The 15,374-nt window shown below is 70.9% G+C and carries 16 protein-coding genes; 7 read left to right on the top strand and 9 right to left on the bottom strand.

What is annotated here, in order from left to right:
* Nucleotides 1–51: 51 nt before the first annotated feature.
* On the bottom strand, nucleotides 52–483 hold the full coding sequence (locus ACWCRJ_RS23375; RefSeq protein WP_450941090.1) for a DUF7848 domain-containing protein: 432 nt from the start codon (nucleotides 481–483) through the stop codon (nucleotides 52–54).
* Here ACWCRJ_RS23375 and ACWCRJ_RS23370 point away from each other — a divergent pair.
* From ACWCRJ_RS23370 to ACWCRJ_RS23355, 4 genes are all read left to right on the top strand, one after another.
* Entirely contained in the window at nucleotides 472–621 is a 150-nt protein-coding gene (locus ACWCRJ_RS23370; protein WP_450941089.1) for a hypothetical protein, read from the top strand. The genes ACWCRJ_RS23375 and ACWCRJ_RS23370 overlap by 12 nt on opposite strands.
* 196 nt (nucleotides 622–817) lie before the next feature.
* On the top strand, nucleotides 818–1,774 hold the full coding sequence (locus tag ACWCRJ_RS23365; protein WP_450941181.1) for a helix-turn-helix domain-containing protein: 957 nt from the start codon (nucleotides 818–820) through the stop codon (nucleotides 1,772–1,774).
* A complete protein-coding gene (locus tag ACWCRJ_RS23360) occupies nucleotides 1,716–1,844 on the top strand; it encodes a DUF397 domain-containing protein (protein WP_450941180.1) in 129 nt (42 codons plus the stop codon). The genes ACWCRJ_RS23365 and ACWCRJ_RS23360 overlap by 59 nt, the downstream gene beginning before the upstream one ends.
* 73 nt (nucleotides 1,845–1,917) lie before the next feature.
* Nucleotides 1,918–2,934 carry a hypothetical protein gene (locus ACWCRJ_RS23355; RefSeq protein ID WP_450941088.1) on the top strand — a complete coding sequence of 339 codons (1,017 nt, stop codon included), beginning with the start codon at nucleotides 1,918–1,920 and terminating at the stop codon, nucleotides 2,932–2,934.
* A gap of 110 nt (nucleotides 2,935–3,044) precedes the next feature.
* Here ACWCRJ_RS23355 and ccsB read toward each other — a convergent pair whose 3' ends face one another.
* The 8 genes from ccsB to ACWCRJ_RS23315 form a co-directional block, all read right to left on the bottom strand.
* On the bottom strand, nucleotides 3,045–4,169 hold the full coding sequence (gene ccsB, locus ACWCRJ_RS23350) for a c-type cytochrome biogenesis protein CcsB (protein WP_046920343.1): 1,125 nt from the start codon (nucleotides 4,167–4,169) through the stop codon (nucleotides 3,045–3,047).
* Nucleotides 4,166–5,965 carry a cytochrome c biogenesis protein ResB gene (gene resB / locus ACWCRJ_RS23345; RefSeq protein ID WP_450941087.1) on the bottom strand — a complete coding sequence of 600 codons (1,800 nt, stop codon included), beginning with the start codon at nucleotides 5,963–5,965 and terminating at the stop codon, nucleotides 4,166–4,168. Before resB ends, ccsB begins: the two co-directional genes overlap by 4 nt.
* A gap of 4 nt (nucleotides 5,966–5,969) precedes the next feature.
* Nucleotides 5,970–6,755: a cytochrome c biogenesis CcdA family protein gene (locus ACWCRJ_RS23340; protein WP_450941179.1), complete on the bottom strand. Its 786-nt coding sequence runs from the start codon at nucleotides 6,753–6,755 to the stop codon at nucleotides 5,970–5,972.
* A gap of 10 nt (nucleotides 6,756–6,765) precedes the next feature.
* The gene (locus ACWCRJ_RS23335) at nucleotides 6,766–7,365 is read right to left on the bottom strand and encodes a TlpA family protein disulfide reductase (RefSeq protein ID WP_450941086.1); all 600 of its coding nucleotides are present in this window, start codon (nucleotides 7,363–7,365) and stop codon (nucleotides 6,766–6,768) included.
* Between the two features lie 65 nt (nucleotides 7,366–7,430).
* Complete coding sequence (locus ACWCRJ_RS23330; RefSeq protein ID WP_450941085.1) at nucleotides 7,431–8,672, bottom strand: hypothetical protein; 1,242 nt, start codon at nucleotides 8,670–8,672, stop codon at nucleotides 7,431–7,433.
* Nucleotides 8,673–9,395: 723 nt separating this feature from the next.
* The gene (locus ACWCRJ_RS23325) at nucleotides 9,396–10,070 is read right to left on the bottom strand and encodes a histidine phosphatase family protein (RefSeq protein WP_450941084.1); all 675 of its coding nucleotides are present in this window, start codon (nucleotides 10,068–10,070) and stop codon (nucleotides 9,396–9,398) included.
* Nucleotides 10,067–11,386 (bottom strand): glutamate-1-semialdehyde 2,1-aminomutase, encoded by a 1,320-nt coding sequence (gene hemL / locus ACWCRJ_RS23320; RefSeq protein WP_450941083.1) that lies wholly within the window; start codon nucleotides 11,384–11,386, stop codon nucleotides 10,067–10,069. The genes ACWCRJ_RS23325 and hemL overlap by 4 nt, the downstream gene beginning before the upstream one ends.
* A 487-nt stretch (nucleotides 11,387–11,873) precedes the next feature.
* Entirely contained in the window at nucleotides 11,874–12,158 is a 285-nt protein-coding gene (locus tag ACWCRJ_RS23315; protein ID WP_450941082.1) for a hypothetical protein, read from the bottom strand.
* Between the two features lie 204 nt (nucleotides 12,159–12,362).
* On the opposite strand from ACWCRJ_RS23315, the gene ACWCRJ_RS23310 reads away from it, so the two are divergent.
* The 3 genes from ACWCRJ_RS23310 to ACWCRJ_RS23300 all read left to right on the top strand — a co-directional run bounded on the left by ACWCRJ_RS23310 (nucleotide 12,363) and on the right by ACWCRJ_RS23300 (nucleotide 15,332).
* Complete coding sequence (locus ACWCRJ_RS23310; RefSeq protein WP_003974483.1) at nucleotides 12,363–12,800, top strand: hypothetical protein; 438 nt, start codon at nucleotides 12,363–12,365, stop codon at nucleotides 12,798–12,800.
* Between the two features lie 256 nt (nucleotides 12,801–13,056).
* Nucleotides 13,057–13,992, top strand: a complete 936-nt coding sequence (gene bla, locus ACWCRJ_RS23305; protein ID WP_450941081.1) for a class A beta-lactamase — start codon at nucleotides 13,057–13,059, stop codon at nucleotides 13,990–13,992.
* A 92-nt stretch (nucleotides 13,993–14,084) separates the two neighbouring features.
* Nucleotides 14,085–15,332, top strand: a complete 1,248-nt coding sequence (locus ACWCRJ_RS23300) for a pyridoxal phosphate-dependent aminotransferase (RefSeq protein WP_450941080.1) — start codon at nucleotides 14,085–14,087, stop codon at nucleotides 15,330–15,332.
* Nucleotides 15,333–15,374 lie beyond the last annotated feature (42 nt).

Below are 15,374 nucleotides of genomic sequence, written 5' to 3'. Positions count from 1 at the left end.
GTACAGAAACGCGAAGTGAGGACTGCCGAACGACGTCGGCGTCGTCCACCCTCACCGTCGCCACAGGGGCACCTCCTCCAGCGGCTCCAGCACCGAGTAGTCGCCGAAGCTCCGCCGGTACCGCAGGTGCCGGGTCTCCTGGGTGTGCCCGCGCTGCCACTCCTCCACCGCCGCCGGATCACTCCGTACGCCCGACTCCGCGCCGCACTCCGTCTCGTCGCCCGACACGCACCGCGCCTCGTACTCCGGCTCCGCCGTGGCGTCCTGCGCGATGACGTACGGCACGTACCGGAACACCCGCCGCGTACGGGCGCCTCCGGCGTGCTCCCGTCGCTGATGGTGCCGCAGCAGCACGTTCGCGTCGGTCTCCGCGCTCCGGTCGTACCGGGCCCGCGCCTCGTCCCGCCCTACGGCCAGATCGGCGCAGGCCGCGCAGCCGGGCACCGGAACGGGCGGGCTGCCCAAGGGGTCATGTCGACGCACCGTCACACCCTCCTCTTCGTCCGGTGGTTGGCCGCCCTCACCAGCGCCCCGATCCGCTCCTCCGCCGTCGCCGGCCGCAGCGTCCCCGGGTCCGCCTCCCACTCCCGGCCGCCGCCCACCGGCCGCAGCATCGCGTAGGGCCCGACCCTGTCCCGGTACTCCCCCACGCGCCGCGTCCGCGGATCGTAGACAAGCTGTCCCTCTGGTTCCACGCACACTCCACAGCCCTGTTCCGTCACTCTGGGTGTACACAGCGTCGCCGAAGGGAACGGTCGCCATCAATGCGGTACGTGTGGCACTGGGCCTTTGCCACGGACGGCACGAGGGGGACGTCATGACGAGGCGGAACGCGGAAGGGGCGGGCGGGGCCGGGAGTTCGGCCCTGTTCGGCGAGGTGCTGCGGCACTACCGCGAAGCGGCGCTGCTGACCCAGGAGTCCCTCGCGAGAGAGGTCCCGTGCGACCGCTCCCAGGTGGCGAAGGTCGAGGCGGGCACACGGGTGCCGAGCGAGCAGTTGGCGAAACGGTGCGATGAAGTGCTGGACACGGGTGGGGTGTTGGTCAGGATCTGGGCCAAGGTCGACTGGTATCCGGCGGTCCAGCATCCTGATTGGTTCGAGCGCCGGGTGGAGATGGAGACGGTGGCGGTCGGACTGCGGGAGTACCAAGAGCGACTGGTGCCCGGCCTGTTGCAAACGGCGGACTACGCCCGGGCACTCTTCTCCCGGGCCACGGCGGACGAAGAGGTGGAGGAACGTGTCCGGGCCCGAATGAGCCGCCAGCCCCGCTTCCTGTCCGACGAGGGCCCGCTGTACGTCGTCGTTCTGGACGAGAGTTGTCTCCGCACCGCCGTGGGCAGTCCCGACATCATGCGGGAGCAGTGCGAACATCTGCTGAGCGTGGGTCGGCGCCCCAACATCCGTATCCAGGTGGCTCCGGCGGACCTCTTCGGAATCTTCCGTCCCAGGCAGTCGATGTCCTTGATCGAGCTGCCCGACGAACGATGGCTCTACTCCGAATCGATGGACCACAGCCACTTCAGCAACGAACCGACGGCTTACGCCCGTTATAGCCGAACCTATGATGTCCTCAGGGCCGACATCCCGTCAGCTCAAGAGTCCGCCGCCCTGATCAGCGACGTGATGGAGGGGTACGAGCAGCATGGACAAGTACGAGCTGAGCGCGGCGACATGGATCAAGAGCAGCCACAGCGGCGACAACGGCGGCAACTGCATCGAAGTAGCCCCCGATATCCCCGGCCTCGTCCCCGTCCGCGACAGCAAGAACCCTGACGGCCCGGTACTGGTCATCAACCGCTCCGCCTGGCTCACCTTCATAGGCGCCGTACGGTCGGGTTCGTAAACGAACGGGCAGACTTCGCCGTACTCCGAAACAACTGCCCCTCCCTCCACAGCTGTTGATACCCACAGCAGCTATGACAACGGCAACGACGCAGACCCACACCCTCTTCGACATACCCACGGCGTACGAGCACTCCGACGCCCTCCCCTTCGTGGTGCTGGCGGAAGCCGGGGGAACCGGCCGGAGCACGGCGCTGCGGGAGCTGCGGGCCGCGTACACGGGACGGATGCCTGTCGCCCTGATCGACGGCGAGGAGGCGCGGTTCGACCGGCCTCCGCAGGGCCGGCCCCCGGAGACCTGGTCGCCCGCCTACGAGGCGCTGTCGGCCGTCGCGGAGCAGCTCGGGGAGCCCGTGGGCGGGGCGGGGCGGATCACCTTCCCCCGGCTGGCGTGCGGGCTGCTCGCCGTCGCGGCCGGGGGCTGGGGGGATCGCGGGCTGTCGCGGGTCTGCGCCGAGGCCGAGCGGGTGCTGCTGCTGAGCGACACGGGCGGCTGGCTGGCGGGACGGTGGGTGGGAAAGGCCGTGGCGCGGCTGGTGTCGTCGATGTCGGTGCAGGGGCAGCCGGCGGTGGAGGCGATCATCGAGGCGGCGCTGGAGGCGTTCAGCGAGGGGATGTCGTCCTCGCACCGGCGGCTGCGCCGGGGCGCGGTCTGGTACCGCGACCATCCGCACGCGTCCGGCAACCCGAAGCTCGGCCTGGTACTCCTCTCACGGCACTTCAGGGCGGGCGGCGACGCCCGCACCCACGCTGAACACCAACTCGTACGGGCACTGCTCGCGGACCTGGACGACGCGTACGCGGGGGTCGTGCCCCGGGCGCAGCGGGCCGGCCGGCCGGTGGTCCTGCTGGACAACGTGCAGGAGACGGCCGGGCGGCGGTTGATGGAGTCCGTCCTGCACGACCGGGCCGACGGCAGGGCCGACCGGGTGGCGTTCTTCGCCGGACTGCGCGGCCGGGACCATCCGGCCCTGCGGAACGCCACCCGCCGCACGCTCCCCGGGATGGCCGGTACGGGCGGCTGGACACCGGGCAGTACGCCGTCGTCACGGGCCCTGCTGGTGTCCCTGCCGCCCCCTGTGGGCCCCTGAGAGCTTGTCCGTACGCCGAAGGCCGGTTCCCATGTGACGTGGTCATGGGAACCGGCCTTCGGTGTGCGAAGCCGTACGGCGGCGGTGGTGGAGGTGCCGGGGCCGAACGGTCAGGCCCGGCCTCCGACGGAGTGCAGCACGGCCAGGCCCACGTCCGCGTAGGAGTGCTTGCCGCTGACGAAGATGTTGACGCCGTAGTAGTTGAACAGCCAGCAGGCGAAGGCGACGATCGCGATGTACGCGGCCTTGCGGCCCTTCCAGCCGGCCGTGGCGCGGGCGTGCAGGTAGCAGGCGTAGGCGACCCAGGTGATGAAGGACCAGGTCTCCTTCGGGTCCCAGCCCCAGTAGCGGCCCCACGCGTCGCCCGCCCAGATCGCGCCCGCGATGATCGTGAACGTCCACAGCGGGAAGACGGCCGCGTTGACGCGGTACGAGAACTTGTCGAGGGAGGCCGAGGCGGGCAGCCGCTCCATGACGGAGGTCGCGAACCGGCCGGGCCGCCCGCCGCTCGCGAGCTTGCTCTCGTAGGAGTCCTTGAACAGGTACAGGATCGTGCCGACCGCGCCCACGTAGAAGACCGCGCCGCAGAAGATCGCGGTGGAGACGTGGATGTAGAGCCAGTACGAGTGGAGGGCGGGAACCAACTGGTCGCTGGCGGTGTACAAGACAGTGACGGCGAGACCGAGATCGAGGAGGACCGTCGTGATCAGCGGAAGCCCGAGCCAGCGCACGTTCTTCTTCAGCGCGAGCAGCGCGAGGTACACCCCGACGGCCACGGTGGAGAAGGTGATGTTGAACTCGTACATGTTGCCCCACGGCGCCCGCTGCACCGAGAGGGCCCGGGTGAGCACCCCGCCGAATTCGACGACGAAGGCCAGCGCGGTGAGGGACACGGCGATACGGCCGTAGAGGTCGCCCTGCTCGTCCCCGCCGTGCGCACCCGGCCCGTCCGGCACGTCCCGGGCACCGGCGGCGGCCCGCACGACCACCTTCGGCCGCTCCAGCACGCTGGTCCCGCCGGCGGACTTCACCGTCACCGCGGGCGCGTCCGCCTTCTTGGCGTCCTTCGGGTCGGAGGTGAGCGCGGCGGCCGTGCGGCCGACCTTGCTCCGGCTCCCGAAGAGCCACTCGGCGATGTACGCGAAGAAGGCCAGGGTGTACACGGCCATCGCCGAATAGATCAGCGTGTTGCTGATGTTGGCGAGGTTTTCGTTGGTGGCGGCGGCGAGAGTCACTGCTCAGCCCCTTCGGAGGGTACGGCTGGGGGTTTGGGGGTGGATGAGTCCGGGCCCGCGCTGTCCGCGGGCGATCGTGGCGCAGGGGCGGCGGGTTCGGGGGCGTCGGGCTCGGGGGCGTCGGACTCGGGGGCGGTGGGCGCTTCGGCATGGACGACCGCCGCCAGGTCGCCCAGCTCCTCCGGCACCTTCGCCGACTCGCTGCGGCCCAGCCCGGCCATCTCCACGACGGTCACCCCGTCCGGCCCGGTCACCGCCCGCACCCACACCCGTCGGCGCTGGATGAACAGGGACCCGGCGAGTCCGAGGATGGCGGTGATCGCGCCGCCGAGGGCCCATCCGCTGCCGGGCTGCTGGGTGATCTGGAAGCCGGCCCACTCCCTGACCCCGTCGAAGGTGATCGTGCCCGCCCCGTTCGGCAGCGTCATGGACTCGCCGATCCGCAGGTTCTCCCGCACCTGCGCGCCCTTGGAGTCCTTGAACTCCTTCAGCTTGGACTTGTCGAGCTGGTACACGCTCTGCGGGATGCCCGCGTTGACCCGGAGGTCACCGTGGTACGGCTCCAGGTTGAGCACGGGGTTCAGCAGCGCGGGGAACTGCGAGACCACGGCGGTGTTCTTGCCGCCGTACGTCGGAAGGAAGAAGGCCTGGATGCCGAGCTGGTCCCACGCGCCCTTGGCGTCGCGGTAGCCGTCCATGACCTTGATCACACCGGTGGAGGTGATATTGGGATCCAGCGGCAGCAGCGGCGCCGCGTCCTGGAAGACGACCTTGCCCCGGCCGTCCTTGATGGTGACGACGGGAGCGTATCCGTGGCTGACCAGGTAGACCTTCGAGTCGCCGATCTCCAGCGGCTTGTTGACCTCGATCCTGGTCGGCCGCTCCTTGCCGTCGGCGCCGACCGCGTAGTCGACGGAGGCCTCGAAGACGCGCGGCGTGCCCTTGTTGGGGCCGCTCGTCTCGTACGTGGCCCGGAAGTTCTTGAGGTCGAAGCTGAAGGGGTTGAGGTCGTCGGCGGTGAAGAGGTTGCCGGACTTGAAGTCGTCGTACTGCGTGAGGGTGTTGGCGAAGCCGTCGCCCTCGACGATCAGCTTGTTGCCCTCGGACCGGTAGAGCTGGCCCCAGGCGAAGGCGACGAGCATCACGATCAGGGCGATGTGGAAGGCGAGGTTGCCGGCCTCCCGCAGATAGCCCTTCTCGGCGGCGACGGCGTCCCCGGCGACATGCGCGCGGAACCGGCGCTTCTTCAGCGCCTTGAGCGCGGCCTCGCGGACCTGCTCCGGCGTGGCCCGCGTGCGCCAGGTCGCGTAGGCGGGCAGCCGGGTCAGACGCCTGGGCGCGCCCGGCGGGCGGCCCCGGAGCTGGCCGACGAACTGCCCCGTGCGGGGCACGATGCAGCCGATGAGCGAGACGAAGAGGAGGATGTAGATCGCCGAGAACCACACCGAGCTGTAGACGTGGAACAGCCCGAGCTTCTCGTAGAGGGGCCCCAGTGTGTCGTGGCGCCGCATGAAGTCGACGACCCGGGACTCGTCCTGGCCCGACTGCGGGATCAGCGAACCGGGGATCGCCGCGAGCGACAGCATGAACAGCAGCAGCAGCGCGACCCGCATGGACGTCAGCTGACGCCAGAACCAGCGGGCCCACCCGATCACGCCCAGCGAGGGCAGGTGGGGCGCGTCCTCCTCCGGTGCGGTGGAGAGCTGCGAGCCGGCGGCGCCGAGGTCGTTGTCGTCGGGGGTCCCGCTCGCGCGCCGGGCGGCGTTCTCGCGGTTGCCGGAGTCGGTCGTCGTCATTGGCTCAGATCCCAGGGGTGAAGCCGGCGGACCAGACCTGCATCTCCTGAATGATGCGGTCCCAGGCGCCGGTCAGCATGAGCAGTCCGATCGTGATCATCATGCCGCCGCCGATGCGCAGCACCCACGCGTAGTGCCGCTTGACCCAGGCGAAGGCGCCGAGCGCCTTGCGGAAGGCCACCGCGGCGAGCACGAAGGGCAGGCCCAGCCCCAGACAGTACGCCACCATCAGCAGGGCCCCGCGACCGGCGCTGGCCTGTTCGAGGGCGAGGGCGTTGACCGAGGTGAGGGTGGGTCCGATGCAGGGGACCCAGCCGATCCCGAAGAGGGCGCCCAGTATCGGGGCGCCCACGAGTCCGGTGGCCGGTTTGGTGTGGAAGCGGAACTCTCGCGCGGTGAACCAGGGCATCAGCCCCATGAAGAACAGGCCCATGGCGATCATGAGTACGCCGAGCACCTTGTTGAGCACGTCCTGGTGCTCCAGCAGGGTCTGGCCGAAGTACCCGAAGAGCGCGCCTCCGGAGACGAAGACGAAGGTGAAGCCGAGCACGAACAGCCCGGCCCCGGCCACCATCCGGCCCCGGCGCGCGTCGACCAGGTCGGTGCCGCCGACGCCGGTGACGTACGACAGATAGCCGGGCACGAGCGGCAGGACACAGGGCGAGAAGAAGGAGACGAGCCCGCCGAGGACGGCGATGGGCAGGGCGAGCAGGAGGGCCCCGTCGAACACGGTCCTGTTCAGCTCGGCGGCGGTCGTGGTCAGCGCGGCAGCCATGGCCGGATCGGACATTCCGGGCACGTCACTTCTCCGCGAGGATCGGCTTGAGCATCTTGCGCAGCTTCTCCTCACTGAGCGCCTGCTGGGTGCGCGCCGCGAGCTTGCCGTCCCGGTCGACGACGAGGGTGGAGGGGATCAACTGCGGGTTGAGCGACCCCTTCTCGAAGCGCAGCAGGAGCTTGCCCGTGGGGTCGTAGAGGCTCGGGTACGTGACCTTGTACTGCTCCTCGAAGGCGACCGCCGGCCGGGTGCTGGTGTCCCGTGTGTTGATGCCGACGAACTGCACGCCCTGGTCGGCGAGGTCCTCTGCCACCTTCGCCAGGTTGGGTGCCTCGGCGCGGCACGGTGCGCACCAGGAGCCCCACACGTTCAGGACGATGATCTTGCCCTTGTAGGCGGAGAGGTCGAGCCGGTCGCCGTCGATGGTCTTGCCGGAGAGATCGGGCGCGGTGGCCCGGTCCCCCTTCTTCACCGTCGCGATCCCGTCGGAGCCGGTGATGAACCCGGTCCCACCGCCCCCGCCCTCGATGCCGCCGCCCGCGCAGGCGGACAGCGTCAGCACCAGGGCGACGGCCCCGGCGGCGAGCAAAGCGGCACGACTGCGGCTCGTACGGACACTCATGTGAAAAGTTTCGCATGCCCGTTTCGGGGGCTTACGGCGGGGTCGACAGCCCTTTGGTGCGCAGGTCAGGCGGCCGAACCGGCCCCCAGGAACTCCTTCCACCCGCCCGTCGGCTGCTGCCCCACCCCGAGGGTCTGGAGCTTGGCCAGGACGTCCGGGGTCTGCGCGTCCATCCAGTCCACGAACTGCCGGAACGAGACGATGCGCACGTCCCCGTCCTTGGCCTTCTCCTTGGCCCGCGCGATGTGCTTGAGGGCATCCTCGACGGCGTCCATGTAGACCCCGCCGTTCCACTCCTCGAAGTGGTTGCCTATGAACAGCGGCGCCCGGTTCGTCTCGTACGCGCGCTGGAACCCGGCGACGTACGCGCCGGTCGCCTGGGTGCGGTAGGCCGGGTAGTTGGCGGGCGGGGCCTGGGTGGAGTTCTGCGACTGGTTGAACATGATGTTGTAGTCCATGGACAGCACCTCGAAGCCGCGGCCCGGGAACGGCACGGACTGCAGCGGCAGGTCCCAGATGCCCTGCTTCTTCTTGGGCCAGACCTGGAGGCCGCCGGGCGAGGAGGAGTCGTAGCGCCAGCCCAGCTCGCGTGCGGTGGGCAGCAGGTTCTCCTGCCCCAGCAGACAGGGCGTGCGGCCGCCGATCAGCTCCTTGTCGTAGTCGAACGGCAGCGGTTCGACATCCGTCCAGCCGCTGTTGGTCCTCCACTCCTTGACGAACGACTTCGCCTGCTCGATCTCGCTGCGCCACTGCTTGGGCGTCCAGTTCCCGACCGAGCCGTTGCCGCCGCAGAAGTGGCCGTTGAAGTGGGTGCCTATCTCGTGTCCGTCGAGCCATGCGGTACGCACGTGACCCAGCGTCGACTTGATGTGTTCGTCCGTCAGATAACCGATGTCCGAGGCGCCGGGGGCGTTGTTCGGCGGGAGATACACGCGCTTTTTCGACTCCGGAAGGAGATAGATACCGGAGAGGAAGAACGTCATATGGGCGTCGTGATCCCGACCGGCCTTCAGAAACCGCTCGAAAAGACCGTTCCCGACGTCACCGGCCCCGTCCCAGGAGAACACCACGAACTGCGGTGGCTTCTCGCCGGGCGCCAGCGGCCGCGGCCTGCCCGGCTGGTTCGGCTGCTTCCCCGTGTACGAGGTCGAGCCGTCACCCAGCGGCTTCGCCTTCTTCCCCGGCTTTTTCCCGCCGGGCTTCCTGCCGCCCCCGGACCCCCCGGCCCCGCCCGGCTCGCCCCCGAGCCCGGTCCCACACCCGGTCAGCCCCAGCCCCGCGGCCGCCCCCGCCCCGAGCCCGAGCATCCCCCTCCGCGATATCCCGCGCATTACGTCCCCCTCGGTCATTCCACGCACCAGTTCACGTGAAGCACACCGTCTGAGAGGCCCGAAAGGACGAGAGGGTTCCCATTGATCTACACCCGGCACGAATCTTTTACGATCCGCCCTACGCGCTTCCGTCCCATTGAGAACCCCGCACCCCAGGAAAGCCTTTTCCCCGGGCCGCAGGGCACCGCACGGACCCCCTCGGCATCGCGGAGAACCACACGAACACCCCCACCAAGCAGCCCTTCCCCCACCCACCACGCACGGGGGCGCCCAGGGGCGCGGGCACCTTTCCAGGGCCGCAGGCAGCTTTTAAGGGGCGCGGGGAACTGCGCGAACACCCCCACCGACCCGCAACCCCCAACAACCACGCCACCCCGCAGGGACGTCTCAGGGCCGCAGGCAGCACCTCACGGCCGCAGGCAGCCTTCCAGGGGCGCGAGGAACTGCGCGAACACCCCCACCGACCCGCAGCCCCCCGACAACCACACCACCCCACCCGCAGGGACGTCTCAGGGCCGCAGGCAGCCTTCCAGGGGCGCGGGGAACTGCGCGAACACCCCCACCGACCCGCAGCCCCCCGACAACCACACCACCCCACCCGCAGGGGCCCCGTCAGGGGCGCGGGGAACTGCGCGAAACCACCACCACCGGCCCACAGCCCCCCAACGCCCACCCCTCACCCCACCCCAAGCGGAGCGCTCACGCTCCGAAGGCCTTCGATTTCCCCTTCGCCGGCTTCGCCCCCGCCAGCAGATGCGCCGGCACCAGATCCCGCGCGGGCTCGCTGTACCCGACGGACACGATCCTGTCGCCCTGGTACGTGAACGTCGTCAGGGACGCCAGCGTGCACTGCCGCCGGCGCGGATCGTGCCAGAGCCGCCGCCGCTCGACGTACGACCGCACGATCCAGATCGGCAGCTGATGCGAGACGAGCACCGCCTCGTGCCCCCGCGCCGCGTCCTTCGCCGCGTCGAGCGCCCCCATCATCCGCACGACCTGGTCGACGTACGGCTCGCCCCACGACGGCTTGAAGGGGTTGACCAGGTGCTTCCAGTTCTCCGGCCGCTTCAGCGCGCCGTCACCGACACCGAACGTCTTGCCCTGGAAGACGTTGTCCGCCTCGATGAGCCGCCCGTCGGTCGCGAGGTCCAGCCCGTGCGCCTTGGCGACCGGCGTCGCCGTCTCCTGCGCCCGCTCCAGCGGGGACGCGCCGACGTGCGTGACGTCCCGGGACGCCAGATGCTCGGCGACCCGGTCGGCCATCCGGCGCCCGAGGTCGGAGAGGTGGTAGCCGTCGAGGCGCCCGTAGAGAATCCCGTCCGGATTGGCGACCTCGCCGTGCCGCATCAGGTGGACGACCGTGATGTCACTCATGCTGCCGAAGCCTCCGCTGCTGCCCGCGCCGCCGCCGGAAGGGCGTCGGCGATCCGCTGAACCGCCCGATCGTCGTGCGCGGTCGACACGAACCACGACTCGAACGACGACGGCGGCAGATAGACGCCCTGCGACAGCATCGAGTGGAAGAACGCGTTGAAGCGGAAGGACTCCTGCGCCTTGGCCTCCTCGTAGTTCCGCACGGGCGTGTCCGTGAAGAACACGGAGAACATGTTGGAGGCGTTCTGCACCGTGTGCGCGACGCCCTCCTTGGTGAGCGCCTCCGAGACGAGCCCCTGGATCCGCCGCGACACGGCGTCGACGACGTCGTAGGCCGCCGCGTCCAGCAGCCGCAGCTGCGCGAGCCCGGCGGCGGTCGCGACCGGGTTCCCGGAGAGCGTGCCGGCCTGGTAGACGGGTCCGGCGGGCGCGAGGTACGCCATCACGTCGGCCCGCCCCCCGAAGGCGGCGGCGGGGAAGCCACCGCCCATGACCTTGCCGAAGGTCATGAGGTCGGGGACGACCCCGTCGATGCCGAACCATCCGGCCCGGCTGGTGCGGAACCCGGTCATGACCTCGTCGGAGACGAACAGGGCGCCGTGCTCGGCACACACGTCCTTGAGGCCCTGGTTGAAGCCCGGCAGCGGCGGTACCACGCCCATGTTGCCCGGGGAGGCCTCGGTGATGACGCAGGCGATCTCGCCGGGGTGGGCGGCGAACGCGGCCCGTACGGCGTCGAGGTCGTTGTAGGGCAGCACGATGGTGTCGGCGGCCTGGGCGCCGGTGACGCCCGGGGTGTCGGGGAGCGCGAACGTGGCGACCCCGGAGCCGGCGGCGGCGAGCAGCGAGTCGACGTGACCGTGGTAACACCCGGCGAACTTCACGACCTTGCCGCGGCCGGTGAAGCCGCGGGCGAGCCGGATCGCGGACATGGTGGCCTCGGTCCCGCTGGACACCAGCCGCACCTGCTCCAGCGGCCCGACCCGGTCCACCATCTCCTCGGCGAGCGCGACCTCGCCCTCACCGGGCGTACCGAAGGAGGTGCCGCGCGAGACGGCCTCCTGAACAGCGGCGATGACCTCGGGACGGGAGTGCCCGAGGATCATGGGACCCCACGAACACACAAGATCTACATACTCGCGGCCGTCGGCGTCCGTCAGATACGGACCGGTACCCGACACCATGAACCGGGGCGTACCGCCCACGGCGCGGAAGGCGCGCACGGGAGAGTTCACGCCGCCGGGCGTGACGGCCGCCGCGCGCTCGAAAAGAGTCTGCGAAACTGGGGCTTCGTACGGATAGCTCACACAGGCCATGGTGTCAGAGGCTCCGGAGATCCCGCCGACTGGTGTTTGCGCACACGTTTCGGCGAGCGGTCGCGGGGGAGGTCACTGACACGATGATCGGGTTGCGCGGCGGGGGTCACGCGGCCCAGAAATGCGTTCGGGTGGAGATATGCATCGCGGTGGCGGACTGGGCGACGGGACCGGTGACCTCGGTCCTCGTCGTGCCCGGCGGGGCAGGCACCGACGCGAGGCGGAGGAGGCCGCGGAGACCCGGCAGGAGCGCGGCGCGTCCACCGACCGGGGCGCCTCGGCCGACCGCGGCGGCCCTCCGGACCGCGCCGCGCCCACGGAGCGGAGCACACCGGGTGAGCTGACCGGATCGGCGACGCCCGGTCCGCAGGTCCCGACGCCGGTGCCGCCTTCCGCACCCGTCGTTCCCGTGGTGCCCCCCGTACCTCCGGTGCCTCCCGTGCCGCCGGCCCCGGTCGCACCACCCGCGCCCTCGGGGTCATCGGGGTCACAGCCCCCGTACACCCCGCAGGGTCGGCCGGGCGTGTACGGTCCGCAGGGTGCACACGGCACCCACGACGCACACGGTCAGCAGGGCGACGCCGACCGTACCGACCACACCGAGCGCAAAGCGGCGGATACCGACCGCTCCGAGACCGGTGGCGACCGTATACAGAGCGGTTCCGACCGGGTCCCGTCCAATGGCTCCGACCGGATCCAGAGCGGTGGGCCTGAGCGGATCGGGCGCCGCAGCCGTATGGACGGTATGGACCGTATGGATCGTGCCGATCATGTGGATCGCGTCAATCGTGTGGACGGAATGGATCAGACGGACCGGATGGACCGGCCTGACCTGGTGGATCGCAGGAGTCGCGCGGAGCGCAGGAGCCGCGCGGACCGCAAGGACCGTACGGACCGCATCGAGAGTGCGGACCGGGTGGACGGCCTGGACCACGTGGTCAACCGGCTCCGGGCGGGGAGCGGGAATGGTGGTCGGGTGGGGGTGACGTACAAATACTTCGGCGCGCCCGACGGCGCGACCGCGGCCCGTGTCCCGATCTCGATGCGCCCCGAGGAACTCGGCGGCGACGAACTCGGGATGAACGGCATGTTCACCAAGATCAAGCCGGAGACGATGGCCGCGATGGTGCTGACCGGCATCGAAGGCGTCCCCCTGCACAAGGTGCCCCCGCTCGAACTGGTCGTCCTGCACCCCGACTACGCCGTGGTGAAGCTCCCGATGACCGTCGTCGACCCGCTCAGGGGCATCGGCGAGGAAGCGGTCGGCGCGGCCGCGTTCATCTGGTCGACGGTCCCGGACCGGGGTGGCCCCCGCGACGCCTTCAACGTCTACCAACTCCTCCACGAGTGGCAGGACTTCAGCCACCGCCTGCACGAGGCGGGCCACCAGCCGTACTGCCTGGTCTGGCCGTGAGCTGACCTCCACGAGGTCCGGGCGGGGTTCTCGCGACCCCGCCCTCGTCATGTGCCGGATCGGCGCGCCCGCGGCCGGTCGGCTCCGCGGCGGCCGGGTCGGGCGGAGCGGCATCCCGGCGGCCAGGGCCGTCCGGGCCGGGACCACCGGTCTGGGTGCGTTCCGCGCGCCCGCCCTGTGGTGAGGGGAACCCTGTGTGGCGGGAGTGACGTCTCCGGAGTCGGGACAGAGATCACGACCACGTAGGGAGAAGACCTTGGAAAGCAAGGGATCAGGCCTCCGCCGTCGCACGGTGCTCGGTCTGGGCGGCTTGAGCGGTCTGAGCGCCGTGGGTGCGCTCGGCACGCTCGGTGCCGGGGCGGCGCACGCCTCGGCGCCGGGCGGTACGGGGCTCGCGGGCCGACTGGGCGAGCTGGAGCGGGAGTACTCCGCGCGGCTGGGGGTCTTCGCCCACGACACGGCCACCGGGCGCACGGTGGCGTACCGGGCGGACGAGCGGTTCCCCCTCTGCTCGGTGTTCAAGACGCTCGCGGCGGGGGCCGTGTTACGGGACCTCGACCGCGACGGCGAGTACCTCGCCCGGCGGATCCACTACACGAAGGAGTACGTCGAGGCGGCGGGCTACCACCCCGTCACGGGTACGGCCGAGAACGTCGCGGCCGGTATGACCGTCGGGGAGCTGTGCGCCGCGACCGTCTCGCACAGCGACAACGGGGCCGGCAATCTGCTGCTGCGCGAGCTGGGCGGGCCCACCGCGATCACCCGCTTCTGCCGCTCGCTGGGCGACCGGACGACCCGCCTCGACCGCTGGGAGCCCGAGCTGAACACGGCGGAACCGTGGCGGACGACGGACACCACCACCCCGCGGGCGATCGGCGGGACCTACGCGCGGCTCCTCCTGGGACGGGTCCTGCCGGACGCGGACCGGGACCTGCTGACCGGCTGGCTGGTCGCCAACTCGACGAACGTCGAGCGGTTCCGGGCCGGTCTCCCCGCCGACTGGACGCTCGCGGACAAGACCGGCGGCGGATCGGCGTACGGGGTCGCCAACGACGTCGGCGTCGTCCGGCCGCCCGGCCGCCCACCCCTCGTCCTGTCCGTGCTGTCGACCAAGTACGACCCCGAGGGCCCCACGGACAACCCGCTGGTGGCCAGGGCGGCGGGGCTGGTCGCGGGGGCGCTCACGGCGTAGCCGCGTCCACCGGCCGGGGGTCGGGCCGGCGTGCCGTCCGACCCCCGGCCGCCGCTGGCCCCGAGCCCCCTGTGGGCCGCAGCATGAGGGGCATGAGCGATGTGAACGACGCGAGCGGCATCAGTGACATGAGCGGTACGGGTGGTCCAGGAGGCGTCGGCGGCATGCGGGTCTCGCGGCGGGCCCGCGCCGTCGCCCCCTTCTACGCCATGGAGTTCGCCAAGCAGGCCGCCTCGCTGACCGCGCGGGGCCATGACGTCGTCAAACTCAGCCTCGGGGAACCGGACTTCGGCGCTCCCCCGGCCGTCGTGGCGGCGATGCGGGACGTCATGGACGGCCGGCCGATGACGTACACCGCGGCGCTCGGACTGCCGGCCCTGCGGGAGGCCGTCGCGGGGTTCTACCGCGATCAGCACGGCGTCGAGGTCGACCCGGGCCGGATCGTCGTCACGGCGGGCGCCTCGGCCGCGCTCGTGCTGGCCACCGCCGCCCTCGTGGACCCCGGTGACGAGGTACTCATCGGCGACCCCTCCTACCCCTGCAACCGGCAGATCGTCGAGAGCTTCGGCGCCGAGGTCACCCTCGTGCCCACCACCGCCGCGAGCCGGTTCCAGCTGGACGCGGCGGCGGTGCGGGCGCACTGGACGGACCGTACGCGCGGGGTGATGGTCGCCACCCCCTCCAACCCCACCGGCACCTCCGTCCCCGCCGACGAGCTGGCCGCGCTCTGCGACCTGGCCCGTGAGCGCGACGCCTGGCGACTCGTCGACGAGATCTACCTCGACCTCGGCGACCACGACGAGCGGGGCCGCCCGCCGCGCAGCGCGCTGTCGTTCGACCCCGGGGCCGTCGTGATCAACAGCTTCTCGAAGTACTTCGGCATGACCGGCTGGCGGCTCGGCTGGTGCGTCGTCCCCGAGGCCCTCGTACCGGCTCTGGAACGCCTCGCGCAGAACTACTTCCTCTGCGCATCCGCCCCCGCCCAGCACGCCGCCCTCGCCTGCTTCACCCCCGAGTCGCTGGCGGTCTGCGAGGCCCGCCGGGTGGAGTTCGGCGCGCGGCGCGCGCTCGTCCTGGACGGGCTGGCGCGGATCGGGCTGCCGGTCCCGGTGCCTCCCGACGGAGCGTTCTACGTCTACTTCGACGTCAGCGGGACCGGCCTCACGTCCTGGGAGTTCTGCGAGCGGGCGCTGCGGGAGGCGCACGTCGCGCTGACGCCCGGCCGGGACTTCGGCACGCACACCGCCGACACCCACGTCCGCCTCTCCTACGCGGCCTCGGCGGACGAGCTGCGCGAGGGCATCGCCCGGCTGGGGAAGTTCCTGACGACGCTGCGGTGACCGGGGCGTCCGTCCGGTTCACCGGTGGCGGGGCCGAGCGGG

This window comes from Streptomyces sp. NPDC002324, from assembly GCF_053593335.1.
This window is presented reverse-complemented; position numbering and strand designations above follow the sequence as displayed.

What these genes read in the sequence shown, in the direction of transcription:
- hemL (WP_450941083.1), bottom strand. Translation starts at nt 11,386, where the DNA reads ATGGCCTGTGTGAGCTATCCGTACGAAGCCCCAGTTTCGCAGACTCTT.
- ACWCRJ_RS23365 (WP_450941181.1), top strand. Translation starts at nt 818, where the DNA reads ATGACGAGGCGGAACGCGGAAGGGGCGGGCGGGGCCGGGAGTTCGGCC.
- resB (WP_450941087.1), bottom strand. Translation starts at nt 5,965, where the DNA reads ATGACGACGACCGACTCCGGCAACCGCGAGAACGCCGCCCGGCGCGCG.
- ACWCRJ_RS23330 (WP_450941085.1), bottom strand. Translation starts at nt 8,672, where the DNA reads ATGCTCGGGCTCGGGGCGGGGGCGGCCGCGGGGCTGGGGCTGACCGGG.
- ACWCRJ_RS23335 (WP_450941086.1), bottom strand. Translation starts at nt 7,365, where the DNA reads ATGAGTGTCCGTACGAGCCGCAGTCGTGCCGCTTTGCTCGCCGCCGGG.
- ACWCRJ_RS23315 (WP_450941082.1), bottom strand. Translation starts at nt 12,158, where the DNA reads ATGATCGGCACGATCCATACGGTCCATACCGTCCATACGGCTGCGGCG.
- ACWCRJ_RS23300 (WP_450941080.1), top strand. Translation starts at nt 14,085, where the DNA reads ATGAGCGATGTGAACGACGCGAGCGGCATCAGTGACATGAGCGGTACG.
- ACWCRJ_RS23355 (WP_450941088.1), top strand. Translation starts at nt 1,918, where the DNA reads ATGACAACGGCAACGACGCAGACCCACACCCTCTTCGACATACCCACG.
- ACWCRJ_RS23325 (WP_450941084.1), bottom strand. Translation starts at nt 10,070, where the DNA reads ATGAGTGACATCACGGTCGTCCACCTGATGCGGCACGGCGAGGTCGCC.
- ACWCRJ_RS23340 (WP_450941179.1), bottom strand. Translation starts at nt 6,755, where the DNA reads ATGTCCGATCCGGCCATGGCTGCCGCGCTGACCACGACCGCCGCCGAG.
- ACWCRJ_RS23370 (WP_450941089.1), top strand. Translation starts at nt 472, where the DNA reads ATGTCGACGCACCGTCACACCCTCCTCTTCGTCCGGTGGTTGGCCGCC.